We start from the raw sequence: 13,533 nt of genomic DNA on the forward strand, positions 1-13,533 counted from the left end.
TCAATGAGAGCGGATCATCGTGCCAAAGGCCTGATCCGTCAAAATTTCCAGCAGCAAGGCATGCGGCACCCGGCCGTCAATGATGTGCACCGAGTTCACGCCGCTCTTGGCCGCATCCAGCGCACCGGCAATCTTGGGCAGCATGCCGCCGCTGATGGTGCCGTCGGCAAACAGCTCGTCGATCTGGCGCGCGGTCAGGTCAGTAAGCAGCTTGCCTTGCTTGTCGAGCACACCGCTGATGTTGGTCAGCATCATCAGCTTTTCGGCTTTCAGCACCGTGGCCAGCTTGGCGGCGACGACGTCGGCATTGATGTTGTAGCTCTCGTTGTTTTCCCCAAATCCGATGGGGCTGATGACCGGGATGAACGCGTCATCCTGCAGGGCCTTGACCACGCTGGGGTCGATGCTGACGATGTCACCCACCTGGCCCACGTCATGCTCAATGCTGGGGTCGGTGTGGTCCAGCATCTTGAGTTTTTGCGCGCGGATCATGCCACCATCGCGGCCGGTCAGGCCCACGGCTTTGCCACCGGCCTGGTTGATCAGACCCACAATGTCCTGCTGCACCTCGCCGCCCAGCACCCACTCCACCACTTCCATGGTTTCGGCATCGGTCACCCGCATGCCCTGAATGAACTCGCCCTTTTTGCCCAGCCGCTTGAGCGCGGTTTCAATCTGCGGCCCGCCACCGTGCACCACCACGGGGTTGATGCCGACCAGTTTGAGCAGCACCACGTCTTCCGCAAAGTCAGCCTGCAGGGCCGGGTCCGTCATGGCGTTGCCGCCGTATTTGATGACCATGGTTTTGCCATGGAATTTGCGGATGTAAGGCAGGGCCTGGGCCAGAATTTCGGCTTTGTCGCGGGGAGGGATATAGGAAATATCGGTCATGGTGAGGGTCAAAAAAGGTGGCGGTCTGCCCGACGGGCATCACATGACTGTAATGCCCGCAGGTTCGTTCAGGGCTGAACGGAAAACGCTTCTTTGGATTGCCCTTGCGCCACCAGCGCCGCCAACCAGCGCGGTGTCAGGCCACGACCGCTCCAGGCTTCACCATTGGGTCCGCGGTACTTGGCCGCGACGGGGGTGGTGCTTTTCACTTTGGGCGTTGCGCCTTCGCGCTTGACCTTGGGGGTAACAGCCACTTTGGTCGTCTTGCCCTTGCCCTTGGCGCCGCGCGTCTTGGGCGGCTGCAAATCCTTCAGGGTGATACCGAAAGCCTGCATCCTGGCCAAAATATCCTGCACCGTTTTATCAAACTCGCGGGTTTTAATTTCGCTGGCCTGCTTTTGCAGCTTTTCGATTTGAGTCTGGATTTCTATCAGGTTGTTCATGGACAAATATTTATCAAAATTACATAACCCCCAAATTATTCGAATACCTATTTGTTAGGCTTTTATTATTAAGCCAGATTATCCCACTGATTAACCAGAAGATATTGAAAGTATGGGTATGAATTAATGTAAATACCGGGATTCAGGTTAATTAATATCTACCCAACAGATAACCGATACTCCGTTGCCAAAAAAAAAGGCGCCTGCCGCGCCTCTTTTGAGCTTGCTTGCGTTGGCAGTTCAAAAGTGAATGCCCCGCATCATTTGCTGCATGGCGACCGCCTCGGCAGAGAGTTGCTGCTTGACCGGCTTGTCGCCTGGCTTGGCCCCCTTGGCGGCGCTGGAATCGGGGAACATGCGAAAGCTGGTATTCATCGCAATTTGGGCAATGCGCGGCAACACGGCGTGCAACAACTGCCCGGTCATGCCCAGGCGGGTGGCAATGCGCACGGGTTTGAAGATACAGGCCTGCGCAATCATGTCCGCCGCTTCTTCGGGCGAGAGCGTGGGCACGTTGTTGTACAGGCCGGTCGGCGCAATCATGGGGGTGCGCACCAGAGGCATGTTGATGGTGGTAAATGACACCCCCTGGTCCGCAAACTCGCTGGAGGCGCAGCGGGTCCAGGCGTCCAGAGCCGCCTTGGACGCCACATAGGCACTGAAACGCGGCGCATTGGTCAACACGCCAATCGAGCTGATGTTGACGACATGGCCTTTTTTCTTGCCCACCATGCCGGGCAGCAGGCCCATCGTCACCCGCAGGCTGCCGAAATAGTTGAGTTGCATGGTGCGCTCAAAATCATGGAAGCGGTCGTAGCTGCCTTCAATCGCCCGGCGAATGGAGCGCCCCGCGTTATTGATAAGAAAGTCCACACTCCCGTGGTCCTCCAGCAATTGCTTGATGAAACGGTCGCAGTCCGCCATGTCGGCAATATCCGCCGCATAGGCCACAAAGCTGTAACCCTTGGCTTTGGCTTCCTTGCAGGCTTCTTCGAGCTTGTCGACATCACGGCCGCAAATGAGGGTGGTGGCCCCGGCTTCGGCAAACTTGTGCGCGGCCGCCAGGCCGATGCCCGATGACCCGCCGGTGACCAGTACCACCTTGCCCGCCACCGTGCCGCGCAGGGAGCGGTCAATGTGCAGGTCCGGGTCGAGGTGGCGCTCCCAGTAATCCCACAGGCGCCAGGCATAGTCTTTCAGGTTCGGGCATGCCACGCCGGTGCCCTTGAGTGCGGCCAGGGTTTCGCGGCAATCAAAGCGCGTGGGGTAGTTGACAAAGGTCAGCATATCCTCAGGCAAGCCCAGGTCGTTCATGATCGCATTGCGCACGCGGCGTACCGGTGCCAGTGCCATGAGGCCCTTGGTCACGCTGCGGGGAATGAACCCCAGGAGCGCTGCATTGATGAACAGGTTCATCTTCGGGGCATGAGCGGCCCGGCTGAAGATATCAAGCACATCGCCTACGCGATAACCCACCGGATCCACCAGCTGGTAGCATTTTTTCTCGATGCCCTTCTGGTGGCTGATGGCATCCAGCGCGGCCACCACAAAGTCCACCGGCACGATGTTGATGCGCCCGCCTTCCAGGCCAATCGACGGCATCCACGGCGGCAGCAACTGGCGCATGCGCTGAATGAGCTTGAAGAAGTAGTAGGGCCCATCAACCTTGTCCATCTCGCCCGTGGTGCTGTCGCCCACCACGGCGGCGGGCCGGTAAACCGACCACGGCACCTTGCATTCCTTGCGCACGATTTTTTCGCTCTCATGCTTGGTCATGAAGTACGGGTGGTCGTAGTTTTCGGCCTCTTCGAACATGTCTTCGCGGAACACACCTTCATACAGGCCGGCAGCGGCAATCGAACTCACGTGGTGAAAGTGCCCGGCGTCAATCGCCTGGGCGAACTCCACCGTGTTGCGCGTGCCTTCGATGTTGACCGCGATCTGGCTCGCTGCATCGGCCCCCAGGTCGTAAACGGCGGCCAAATGGTAGAAATGGTCAATCTGGCCTTTGAGTTGCTTCACATCGTCCGCCGCCACGCCGAGCCTCTTGGTAACAAGGTCTCCAAAAACCGGCACGACCCGCGCCGCGCTCACGCCCCAAAACTTGCGCAAGCCGGCGACCTTGCCCTCGCTTTCCTTGCGAATCAGGAAGTGCACCACGGAGCCCTTGCGTTCGAGTAATTTCTTAACGAGCCGCTTGCCAATAAACCCGGTGGCGCCGGTGACGAAATACTGCATGAAAACCTCCCGTTGAATAGCTCATTCTTGCCGAATTCATGGACCCGTCTATTCAGCATAAACCCGTGCATTGCTAGAGCTGAACCTCTATGGTTTTAGGAGGCTCTACCTACACGCGGGCCAGGCGGAGCCTTACAGTCGTTCGACTGCATCACCTGATCTGCCGCGAGACAGCGCAATGACGGCCCCCCCCCCCTTAACTCACTGGAGCATCCCATGGTCACCAAACTCAAAAAAAGCACCTCGTCCAAGAAGACCGCCACGCCATTGACGGGCTCGGTCAAAGACTCGGCACAGCAGATCTGGCAAGCGGGTCTGGGTGCCTTCAACAAGGCGCAGGCTGAAGGCACCAAGGCCTTTGAAGCCCTGGTCAAGGAAGGCGTGTCACTGCAGCGCAAGACCCAGTCTGCGGCCGAAGAAAAGCTTTCCGAAGCCACCAGCAAGATGTCACACATGGCCACCGACATTTCATCCAAGGCCTCAGGCCGCTGGGACAAACTGGAAAACATTTTTGAAGACCGCGTGGCCAAGGCCTTGAATAAGTTGGGGGTGCCGTCTGCCAAGGACGTCAACGCCCTGATCGCCCGCATTGAAGAGCTGAACAAGAGTGTTCAAAAACTCTCGGCCAAGAGCGCTGCCCCTCAAGTCGCCCCCAAGGCACCTGCCAAAGCGGCGCCCAAAGCAGCAGCCAAAAAAGTCGTCAAAGCAGTGGCCAAGCCCGCCGTGAAAGCCACACCCAAAGCTGCGGTCAAACGTGCGTCGACCCGCAAGATCTCACCCGTTGAAGCGGCTGAGGCAAGCACTGCGGCCTGATCGGTCAGACCGCAAGCAAGTGATGGCGAGCCCCGTACAAAGCATCGGGACTCTATACACAAATAGGGCGCTCAGGCGCCCTATTTTTGTTTCCACCTGGTCACGCCTTGTTGCAACGCAACAATTTTTGAACGGCGCGCGCCCTACACTTTGTGACTATGAAGCGTAAAAATAACTCATCACCCAAAATTGCCCTGGCACTTTCGGGTGGTGGTCCCTTGGGGGCCATTTACGAAATCGGAGCCCTGTGTGCACTGCAGGAATCGCTGAACGGCATTGATTTCACCAAGCTGCACCACTATGTGGGCGTGTCAGCGGGCGGCTTTATTGCCGCAGGTCTCGCCAACGGCATGACGCCGCAGCAGCTGTGCACCCTGTTCATTGAAAGCGATGAAGAGTCAGCCGAGACCTTTGATCCGGCCTGGCTCCTCTCGCCCGCCTATGGCGAGTTTGCGCGACGAACCCTCATGCTGCCGGGCTTGGTGGTCTCAGCCTGTTGGCAGCTGACCGTGGGCCGCAAATCGCTCACCCATGCATTGGAGTTATTAGGCCCGGCCCTGCCCACCGGCCTCTTTTCCAACAGCCTGATCAACACCGAAATGGCGCGGCTGTTTTCACGCGCGGGCCGCACCAATGATTTCCGGCAACTCCGCACCCAGCTCACCCTGGTGGCCACCAACCTGGACAGCGGCGAAGCCGTGCCCTTTGGGCGCCCGGGTTGGGACCACGTTCCGATCTCCCAAGCCGTGCAGGCCAGTTCCGCCCTGCCCGGCCTGTTTCCCCCGGTGGAAATAGATGACAGCTACTACGTTGACGGTGCCTTGAAAAAGACCATGCATGCATCCATCGCACTGGAGGAAGGCATTGACTTGCTACTGTGCCTGAACCCGCTGGTGCCATTTGACGCCACGGCACCCCAGGTGGCGAAGGTGATGCGGCGCGGACTGTCCCCGGAAAAACACCCTATTCCGCGCATCGTGGACGGCGGCCTGCCAGCCGTCATGAGCCAGACCTTCCGTTCCATGATCCACTCGCGCCTGGTGCTGGGCATGAGCCAGTATGAACGCAGCTATCCCAACACCGACATCATTCTCATTGAACCCGACCACCGGGACCCCGAGCTCTACCTCGCCAACACCTTCAGCTACGCCCAGCGCCGCCACCTGGCCGAACACGCGTACCAACAGACACGCCAGATGCTGCGCTCGCGCAAGACCGGCCTCGCGGCCAAACTCTGGCGCCATGGCATCACCTTGCACCATGAGGCGTTGGACGATCCCAAACGGCACCTCACATCACCGGTCAAGGCGCCCACTCGTCTGGGCCGGTCCCTCGGCAAGCTGCAGGAAATCATGGACGACCTGGGGCACACCGTGCGTTCTGCGGCACACAAGGAATCCCCATCATGGTAAAAAAGGCGCCCAGGCGCACCGCCGAGCGTATTCTGGAAGTGACATTGGAATTGTTCAACCGGTTTGGCGAACCCAATGTCTCCACCACCCTGATTTCAGCCGAACTCGGCATCAGCCCTGGCAACCTCTACTACCATTACCCCGCCAAAGAAGAACTCATCAACTCGCTCTTTGACCGCTACGAACGGGCCCTGAACGAGTTGCTCAACGCCAGCGACGGTGTGCGAGACGTGGAGGACGCCTGGTTCTTCATGCACACCCTGTTTGAGTTGATCTGGCAATACCGGTTTCTGTACCGCGACCTGAACGACCTGCTTAGCAAAAACCGCCGCTTGGAGACGCATTTTCAGTCGGTGCTGAAAAACAAGACCCGCGCGGTAAAGGCTTTGCTGGATGGCATGAGCCGCACAGGCGCCGTGTCCATCGATTCGCGCGAGGTAGATGCCACCGCCACCAGCATGGTGGTGGTGCTCACCTACTGGCTCAGTTACGAGTACGTGCGGGACCCGAGAAAAGCGCTGGAGCCCGAGAATGCACAAACCGCCCTGATGCGCGGTGCGCAGCACGTGCTGAACCTGCTGGCGCCTTATCTGGAACAAGGCCAGCGCATGCATTTCCTCCAGCTGGTGGGAGCCTACAATAACTCCGACAAGTAAAAAACCGGACACCGGATTCAGGAGACAACAATGGCCACATGGACCGCGTTCCCCTACGCCGGGGACTACAAGTTTGATGCCGCCAGTGTCAAAAAAAACTGGGCCAGGCTGCATGCAGGCGACGCCGAACCCCTGCCCACGGACACCAAGGTGCTGGAAGCCTGGGCCTTGTTCCACAGCGGTGAATTCCAGAAAGCCATGGACATGGGCCTCAAGATTGGCGGCGCCGGTCTGACGGTGGCGAACAAGTCCGCCTGCATCTACGCGACCTACCTCGAAAAGAAAGAAAAAGCTCGGCTCGACCTCTACATGGAAGTAGCCAGCCGCGCTGAAGCGCAAGCCAAAGTAGACCCCCAAAACGTCAATGCCCTGTATTGGCAAGCCTATGCGCTGGGGCGCTACAGCCAGGGCATCAGCGTGGCCAAGGCGCTGGCGCAAGGTCTGGGTGGCAAGGTCAAGGGCTCGCTGGAGAACGTCATCAAACTCCAGCCCAAACATGCCGATGCCCACATCGCGCTCGGCATCTTCCATGCCGAAGTGATTGACAAGGTGGGTTCACTGATTGGCGGCATGACCTACGGCGCCAAGAAAGACACGGGCCTGGCGCTGCTTCAGGAAGCCCTCAAACTGAATCTGGAGTCCGCCATTGGCATGGTCGAATACGCCAACGCCATGGTCATGCTCGAAGGCGAAAAGATGATGAAAGAAGCCACCCGCCTGTACCAGCGTGCCGCCGACGCCAAGCCGATGGATGCCACCGAGCGCCTGGACGTGGAGATGGCCCGGGTCGAACTGGACAACTGAGTTACTCGCCCCAGGGCAACATCAGTGTCAGCAGGGTGAGTTTGGCAAACTCCGGCTCGAACATTTCAATGATTTTGTGGGGGTTGGGGCACAGCGTGGTGTCGGTGATCACCCCGAACTGCACGCCACCGCCATAACTCAATATCGACACCCCTAAGCCCACCGTGCCCGACTGCGGCACCCACACCATTTTTTGCTCCAGCGTGGCGCCGCAAAACTTGAGCTTTTCGCGCGGCCCAGGCACATTGGTCATGACAGCCGTGGTCTTTTTGGAGAACAGGTTGAGCATGACGTCCTGCGCCGGCTTGATCAACAAACCGGCCACCGCCAGCAAACCAAAAGCCAGCAGGGGCTGCATGCTGCCCTTCATCTCCCCCATGCGCCGGCGCACCTCGTAGACACGCTCCACCGGGTTCTCGATGCCCACGGGCAACACCACCGGCGCCAGGCCGAAGCGGTTGCCCAATTTGTAGGCGTCTTCGATCGGGCGCAGGTTCACCGGTACCATGGCGCGGATTTCCTTGCCCGTGACATCGTCGCCAAACGACTTGAGGTAACCCCCGAGCGCGCCCGCCACGCAGCTCAGCAACACATCGTTGACCGAACAGTTCAGCGCCTTGCCAATCGCCTTCACCTCTTCCAGCGGAATCGGCTGGCACCACGCCACCCGCTTGGTCGTGCCGGGGATGCCCTTGAGCCGGGTAGGCGAATCGTCCGGCATGAGCGCCAGGGCTGCGCCATCGCGCACCACCTGGTAGGCCATCCTGGCCAGATCGACGGACCCGGCGAGGCCCATCTCCACACTGTGTTTGGGCTCACTCATCATTTCCAGGGCCTTGACGGCGGCCTGGGTCAGCGGCCTGAGCAGGGCGTCGGCAATCCACTCCTCGGCCCCGTCGAGCCCTTCGGCATGAGGCGCTCTGGCACGAGGCTGCGGCGGTGCAGCACCGCCGTCCACCATCGACTGAGTCACGGCAATCAGGGCGATGCCATCGGCAATGCAATGGTGAATGCGCACCATCAGGGCCGAGCCGCCCTGGTAATGCTCCACCAGGTGGAACTGCCACAGCGGGTGACGGCGATCCAGCGGCTGCATGGCCAACTCGCCCAGACGGTCTTGCAGGGCCTGCTGCTCGCGGTCTTTGGTGGTGCGGGGCAAGGTCTCGATCACCACATGGTCGTGGATGTCAAAGTCAGTCGCAGTGACCCAGGTGGCCCCGGTGGCGTCTTGCTCCACGCGCTGCCCGAAACGCGGGTACTTGAGCAAACGCTCCTCAATGCGATCACAGACCGCGGGGTAACTCACACCCGGCTTCATGATCCATACGCCCACAATCATCATCAGGTTCGAGGACGAGTCCATGCGCAACCAGGCCGTATCGACTTTGCTCATGCGTTCGCTGGTGGGCCGAGGTGGCTTGGACGAAGACGCCGTCTGCTCAGGGCCGGTCGCGCCAACGCTTGATTTTTCGGCTTTTGGGGCCTTGGTTCGGGTCACCATACATACTCCAGATGGGGCCAGCGACGAGCGCAAGACATGACTTGGGTGCTGGCTCTATTCTGCAGGCAAAGCACACCGTAAGATACTGCGCACTTACCCCAACTGTGTGGGTAATCCCCCTATCCGGAGAAAAAATGTCTGATCTGCAAGCCCAATTTGATGCGGCCGTTGCCCATTCCAAAAACCTGACTGAACGCCCCGACAACGGCACGCTGCTCAAGCTCTACGCGCTTTACAAGCAGGGCAGTGCAGGTGACAACACCGAGAAAAAACCCGGCTTCAGCGACATGGTCGGCCGCGCCAAATGGGAGGCCTGGAACGGCCTCAAAGGCACCTCAGGCATTGATGCCATGCAGCAGTACGTGGACCTGATCGAGTCCTTGAGCTAAATCCCATGCCCCCCGGTGTGACTGTGAAAACCCGCGCCTACTTGTGTTTGGGCTTGCTGGTTTTGGCCGCCTTGGGCTTGAGAAGATCGTCAAGGTTTTTGACGATCTCGCTCTCGATCACATCTTTGAATGCGCCCACCAAAAACCCCAGTTTGGCCTCAAGTTCAAACTTGTCTTGGGTCACGGCCAGCGTGCCATGAACGCCTGAGCGGGTGAAAGACACCTCGTCATGCAGCACCCCTTCTTCGTAGGTACAGCTCATGCCGAACTCCTGCTCGGCGTGCTCGGCCCATTTGAACGCGATTTTTCGGGCCTCATGCAGCCCCAGGGTGTGTTCACGAACGATATGCAGATCAGCCACTGGTCAACTCCATCGATGATTATTGGAGGGCGCGAGCCCGTTCTGCGGCAGGCATCTGTGCCAACCGCTTGACTGCATCATAGAACCGCGGCCAGTCTTGGCCTTCGCGGACAAACAAGGCCTCAAACGCAGGCACGAGTTCATCGTAGGCAGCCTGTGCGCCAAAGGACGCGTTGTTCGCTCCGGCCACCCACGGGTCGTAGCCTGCGTGGCCACCCCAGCTCTTCTTGAGCAGCTCGTAGTCCTGTCGAAACGTCGAAATTGCTCTCTTTTTCATAGCTATCTGTATTGATGGATCGGGGGCTACAGCCTCATTTACCTTGTAAATTGCGCTCAAACGACGCCGTACGGTCTGGGTCAGCGCGCGGAACTGGCGACGTCGATCATCAAATTCGGCGTAGGCCTGCTGCGCAGCGGCGGAACCCTGCGAGGCCAGCCAGCGCCCGCCGCCGAGCCGCTCCACCGCGGTGGCAAACGACTCGTTGAACAGCATGTCGTCCTTCACATACAACACCTGGTGCGCCAACTCGTGAAAAATCATGCGGGCCAATTCGCCTTCGGGGTATTGGATGAAGGTGTTGAGCAGGGGATCCCCACCGGCCCAGTTCATCCAGCCCAGTGTCGAGTAGGCGGGAACCCCGTAGACACTCACCTCCAGTCCGGTGGCGGCCAGCGCCCGGGCTTCGTCGCGCGCCTGCGCCTCGTCGAAATACCCGCGGTAGCCCACACACCCGGCCACCGGGAAGCACCAGGTTTTGAGCGTCAGCGACAACTCGGGGGCGGCCACCACGTTCCACACCACCGAACGACGCTGCAGGTCCGCATACCGTTGGTAGCTGGCGTTGTCTGGCAACTGGAGTTCACGCACGGCAAAGGCACGAATGCGCCGGGCCAGAACGAGCCGAGCCTTCAACTCGGGGGTGGCGGTGGCGTCGTCCAGCCACTGCTCCACCGGCCGCGCCGCCTGCAACATGTGCATATGACCACCGACGGATTGCAGGTAATAGCGAAAGTCGGCACACCCGATCAGACCGAGGGTGCCCATGAGGATGACGAGGGCCTGAAGGGTTCGCATGCTGCGCAGTTTACGCGGCCTAAAATCAAACCGCGACACCATGAACCGGTGCACCGCTGTCCTTTGAGCACCACACCCACGCATCCCGCACCCCTCTTTCGCGACGACCTGCCACGCTGGCAACAGCTGGTCAGGCCGTTGTGGCTGCACGGCCTCCTGCAAGGCGATGAGATCGTGGCTGCGCCAGCGGTCAACTGGCGGCTGATTGAAGTGGGCTGCGGCGCCGCAGACGCGTTTTTGCGGGGCCATATTCCAGGCGCCACCTACCTTGACACGCGAGACCTGGAACAGGCGCCGTTCTGGAACAAGGTGGACGACGACACACTGCTGACCCTTTTGATGAACCTCGGCATTGCCCATGACACGACGGTGGTCCTGTACGGACGCCTGGCCACGGCCGCTGCCCGGGCGGCGCATTTGATGCTGTATGCCGGGGTTCGGGACGTGCGCTTGCTCGACGGTGGCGTGGCCGCCTGGCGGCACGCGGGTCTGCCCCTGGCCCAAGGCCCCGCACCGCGCCACGCCCGGGTGACCGGCTTCGGCGCCACCTTCCCGGGTTGTTCGCATTTGCTGATCCACACGCCGCAGGTCAAGACCCTTCTGCTGCAAGAAGACAGTTCACTGGTGAGCATTCGCTCACGGGATGAGTTCATGGGCAAGACGTCAGGCTACAGCTACATCGACGCCAAAGGCGACATCCCCGGTGCGCGCTGGGGCCATGCCGGGGATGGCCGCGATGTCAACAACATGAGCGCCTTCCAGCAGCCCGATGGCTGCATGAGGCCTGCGCAGCAGATCGAACGTTTCTGGCGCGACGCCGCCATTGAACCCACGCACCCAACCGCTTTCTATTGCGGCACGGGCTGGCGAGCCTCACTGGCGTTTTTCTATGCCTGGCTGATGGGCTGGGAGCGCATCAGTGTTTATGACGGCGGCTGGTACGAGTGGAGCAGCGACCCGCTGAACCCGCGACTGCTGCGCTGTCATTCGGTCGTGGGGCAAAATGGGCCTCATGAAAGCACCCCCAAGACTGCAAACCTTAATTGAAGAAGGCCTGATCGACACCGTTGTCCGCCAGCTGATGAGCGGCAAGGAAGCGATGGTCTACGTGGTGCGCATCGGTGACGAAACCCGCTGCGCCAAGATCTACAAAGAAGCCACCAACCGCAGCTTTCGCCAGGCCGTGGACTACACCGAGAACCGCAAGGTCAAGAACTCTCGCCAGGCCCGCGCCATGGCCAAAGGCACCAAGTTCGGCCGCGAGGCCCAGGAGGCCGCCTGGCAGAGCGCCGAGGTCGATGCCTTGTACCGGCTGGCCGATGCCGGTGTGCGGGTGCCCAAACCCTACAACTTCTTTGAGGGCGTCTTGCTGATGGAGCTGGTCGCCGACGAGCACGGCGATGCCGCCCCGCGGCTCAACGACGTGGCGCTCACCCCTGACCAGGCGCGCCTGTTTCACGGCACGCTGCTGGTCGAAGTCGTGCGCATGCTGTGCGCGGGGGTGGTGCATGGCGACTTGTCCGAGTTCAACATTTTGCTGGCCCAGGACGGGCCGGTGATCATCGACCTGCCCCAGGCCGTGGACGCGGCCGGCAACAACCACGCGCAGCGCATGCTGCTGCGCGACGTGGCCAACCTGCGCGGCTTCTTTGGCCAGTTCGCGCCCGAGCTATTGAAAACCGACTTTGGCCCTGAAATTTGGGACCTTTACCAGCGCGGCGTGCTGACCCCTGACACCGCCCTCACCGGCCGCTTTGTACACCAGGCAGGTGCGGTCGATGTGGGCGGCCTGATGCGCGAGATTGATGATGCACGGGCCGAAGATGCCGCCCGGCGCCTGCGCATGGCGCTTCCATGAAAAAAGCCGCCGGACACAGGTCGGGCGGCTTCACCAGTGGCGCGGAGAAGATCAGTCGGCGAACTTGCCTGCGGCTTCGATCAGGGGCTTGAGTTTCGCGATTTCAGCAGCCACAAAGGCCTTGTGCCCGGCGGGCTCCATGCGTTTGTCGGTGACGACGATGGCACCCAGGCCTTCCTGCTTTTTGATGAAATCAGGGTCCTTCAGTGCCAGTTTCATGGCGTCATTGAGTTGCTTGAGTACGGGGGCCGGCGTACCCTTGGGGGCATACAGGCCGTGCCAGATGGTCAGGTTGAAGTTCTTGAGCCCCATCTCCTGCAACGAAGGGTAGTCCTTCAACAGCTTGTGGTTGTTCAGCCGGCCCGCCGTGGTCACGGCAAACGCCTTGACCCGGCCCGACTCGATCTGGGCCGTGGTGTTGGTAGTCTGGTCACACATCAGGTCGACCTGGCCGCCAATCAGCGCCGTCATGGCCGGCGCGGTGCCGCCAAAAGGAATCGTGGTCATGGCCTCTTTGGCATTCACGGCCGACTGCCACATCAGGCCGCACAAGTGGGAGGCAGAACCGAGACCCGCATGGGCAATGTTGAGTGAGCCACTGTTGGTCCGGATGTAGTTTTCAAAATCGCGGTAGGTATTGGCGACCAGCTGGGGCTTGCCAATCAGGGTCATGGGCACGTCGTTGACCATGCCCAGGTATTCAAAATCTTCCAGCGGCTTGTACTGCAGCTTGCGGTACAGGCCAGGGGTGGCGGCCATGCCGATGTGCCACAGCAGCAGGGTGTAACCATCCGGGTTGGCCTTGGCCACCTTGGTGGCGCCAATGGTGCCACCGGCGCCGTTGACGTTTTCCACCACAAAATTGGCACCGCCACCCATGGTCTTGCGCATGGCTTCAGCCAGGTCACGCGCCACACGGTCAGTCGGGCCACCGGCCGCAAAGGGCACCACCAAAGTCACAGGCTTGGCACCAGGGAAACCCTGGGCATGGGCAAACAATGCCGTCATAGCGGCAGCAAGAACCAGAAGACGTTTCATTTAAAACTCCAAATCAATCAGAAACAATAGCTTAGACAGTTGCAGCGCCCTGTG

The 13,533-nt window shown here is 60.2% G+C and carries 14 protein-coding genes; 7 read left to right on the forward strand and 7 right to left on the reverse strand.

Translation table 11 applies throughout. The features are described from left to right. The 3 genes from argB to AC097N_RS08995 all read right to left on the reverse strand — a co-directional run bounded on the left by argB (position 1) and on the right by AC097N_RS08995 (position 3,572). Entirely contained in the window at positions 1-891 is an 891-nt protein-coding gene (gene argB / locus AC097N_RS08985) for an acetylglutamate kinase (RefSeq protein WP_479580603.1), read from the reverse strand. Between the two features lie 68 nt (positions 892-959). Further along, positions 960-1,334: an H-NS histone family protein gene (locus AC097N_RS08990; protein WP_479580604.1), complete on the reverse strand. Its 375-nt coding sequence runs from the start codon at positions 1,332-1,334 to the stop codon at positions 960-962. Between the two features lie 240 nt (positions 1,335-1,574). Continuing rightward, positions 1,575-3,572, reverse strand: coding sequence for an SDR family oxidoreductase (locus tag AC097N_RS08995; RefSeq protein ID WP_479580605.1), 1,998 nt, complete (start codon positions 3,570-3,572; stop codon positions 1,575-1,577). A 216-nt stretch (positions 3,573-3,788) separates the two neighbouring features. Between AC097N_RS08995 and AC097N_RS09000 the strand changes: the two genes are divergently transcribed. The 4 genes from AC097N_RS09000 to AC097N_RS09015 all read left to right on the forward strand — a co-directional run bounded on the left by AC097N_RS09000 (position 3,789) and on the right by AC097N_RS09015 (position 7,257). Continuing rightward, complete coding sequence (locus tag AC097N_RS09000) at positions 3,789-4,385, forward strand: phasin family protein (RefSeq protein WP_479580606.1); 597 nt, start codon at positions 3,789-3,791, stop codon at positions 4,383-4,385. A 158-nt stretch (positions 4,386-4,543) separates the two neighbouring features. Next, a complete protein-coding gene (locus tag AC097N_RS09005; RefSeq protein WP_479580607.1) occupies positions 4,544-5,797 on the forward strand; it encodes a patatin-like phospholipase family protein in 1,254 nt (417 codons plus the stop codon). Then, entirely contained in the window at positions 5,791-6,453 is a 663-nt protein-coding gene (locus tag AC097N_RS09010; protein ID WP_479580608.1) for a TetR/AcrR family transcriptional regulator, read from the forward strand. Before AC097N_RS09005 ends, AC097N_RS09010 begins: the two co-directional genes overlap by 7 nt. Before the next feature lie 30 nt (positions 6,454-6,483). After that, a complete protein-coding gene (locus AC097N_RS09015) occupies positions 6,484-7,257 on the forward strand; it encodes a hypothetical protein (protein WP_479580609.1) in 774 nt (257 codons plus the stop codon). Between the two features lies 1 nt (position 7,258). On the opposite strand, the gene AC097N_RS09020 is transcribed toward AC097N_RS09015, so the two are convergent. Then, positions 7,259-8,650, reverse strand: coding sequence for a wax ester/triacylglycerol synthase family O-acyltransferase (locus tag AC097N_RS09020; protein ID WP_479580610.1), 1,392 nt, complete (start codon positions 8,648-8,650; stop codon positions 7,259-7,261). Between the two features lie 242 nt (positions 8,651-8,892). Between AC097N_RS09020 and AC097N_RS09025 the strand changes: the two genes are divergently transcribed. Then, positions 8,893-9,147 carry an acyl-CoA-binding protein gene (locus AC097N_RS09025; RefSeq protein ID WP_479580611.1) on the forward strand — a complete coding sequence of 85 codons (255 nt, stop codon included), beginning with the start codon at positions 8,893-8,895 and terminating at the stop codon, positions 9,145-9,147. Positions 9,148-9,184: 37 nt separating this feature from the next. Here AC097N_RS09025 and AC097N_RS09030 read toward each other — a convergent pair whose 3' ends face one another. Both AC097N_RS09030 and AC097N_RS09035 read right to left on the reverse strand, forming a co-directional pair. Continuing rightward, positions 9,185-9,508, reverse strand: coding sequence for a polyhydroxyalkanoic acid system family protein (locus AC097N_RS09030; protein WP_479580612.1), 324 nt, complete (start codon positions 9,506-9,508; stop codon positions 9,185-9,187). A 19-nt stretch (positions 9,509-9,527) separates the two neighbouring features. After that, a complete protein-coding gene (locus AC097N_RS09035; RefSeq protein ID WP_479580613.1) occupies positions 9,528-10,583 on the reverse strand; it encodes an aminopeptidase in 1,056 nt (351 codons plus the stop codon). A 63-nt stretch (positions 10,584-10,646) separates the two neighbouring features. Here AC097N_RS09035 and AC097N_RS09040 point away from each other — a divergent pair, with 63 nt between their 5' ends. Next, on the forward strand, positions 10,647-11,630 hold the full coding sequence (locus AC097N_RS09040; RefSeq protein WP_479580614.1) for a sulfurtransferase: 984 nt from the start codon (positions 10,647-10,649) through the stop codon (positions 11,628-11,630). Further along, a complete protein-coding gene (locus AC097N_RS09045; RefSeq protein WP_479580615.1) occupies positions 11,596-12,441 on the forward strand; it encodes a PA4780 family RIO1-like protein kinase in 846 nt (281 codons plus the stop codon). Before AC097N_RS09040 ends, AC097N_RS09045 begins: the two co-directional genes overlap by 35 nt. 51 nt (positions 12,442-12,492) lie before the next feature. On the opposite strand, the gene AC097N_RS09050 is transcribed toward AC097N_RS09045, so the two are convergent. Then, positions 12,493-13,479, reverse strand: coding sequence for a tripartite tricarboxylate transporter substrate-binding protein (locus AC097N_RS09050; RefSeq protein ID WP_479580616.1), 987 nt, complete (start codon positions 13,477-13,479; stop codon positions 12,493-12,495). Positions 13,480-13,533: the final 54 nt, after the last annotated feature.

Source organism: Rhodoferax sp. LS1R11, from assembly GCF_056521395.1.

Excerpts from the sequence above, each read along its gene's own strand:
- AC097N_RS09050 (WP_479580616.1), bottom strand. The coding sequence starts at position 13,479 with ATGAAACGTCTTCTGGTTCTTGCTGCCGCTATGACGGCATTGTTTGCC.
- AC097N_RS09010 (WP_479580608.1), top strand. The coding sequence starts at position 5,791 with ATGGTAAAAAAGGCGCCCAGGCGCACCGCCGAGCGTATTCTGGAAGTG.
- AC097N_RS09045 (WP_479580615.1), top strand. The coding sequence starts at position 11,596 with ATGAAAGCACCCCCAAGACTGCAAACCTTAATTGAAGAAGGCCTGATC.
- AC097N_RS09025 (WP_479580611.1), top strand. The coding sequence starts at position 8,893 with ATGTCTGATCTGCAAGCCCAATTTGATGCGGCCGTTGCCCATTCCAAA.
- AC097N_RS09000 (WP_479580606.1), top strand. The coding sequence starts at position 3,789 with ATGGTCACCAAACTCAAAAAAAGCACCTCGTCCAAGAAGACCGCCACG.
- AC097N_RS08990 (WP_479580604.1), bottom strand. The coding sequence starts at position 1,334 with ATGAACAACCTGATAGAAATCCAGACTCAAATCGAAAAGCTGCAAAAG.
- AC097N_RS09020 (WP_479580610.1), bottom strand. The coding sequence starts at position 8,650 with ATGAGCAAAGTCGATACGGCCTGGTTGCGCATGGACTCGTCCTCGAAC.
- AC097N_RS08995 (WP_479580605.1), bottom strand. The coding sequence starts at position 3,572 with ATGCAGTATTTCGTCACCGGCGCCACCGGGTTTATTGGCAAGCGGCTC.
- AC097N_RS09035 (WP_479580613.1), bottom strand. The coding sequence starts at position 10,583 with ATGCGAACCCTTCAGGCCCTCGTCATCCTCATGGGCACCCTCGGTCTG.
- AC097N_RS09005 (WP_479580607.1), top strand. The coding sequence starts at position 4,544 with ATGAAGCGTAAAAATAACTCATCACCCAAAATTGCCCTGGCACTTTCG.
- AC097N_RS09015 (WP_479580609.1), top strand. The coding sequence starts at position 6,484 with ATGGCCACATGGACCGCGTTCCCCTACGCCGGGGACTACAAGTTTGAT.
- argB (WP_479580603.1), bottom strand. The coding sequence starts at position 891 with ATGACCGATATTTCCTATATCCCTCCCCGCGACAAAGCCGAAATTCTG.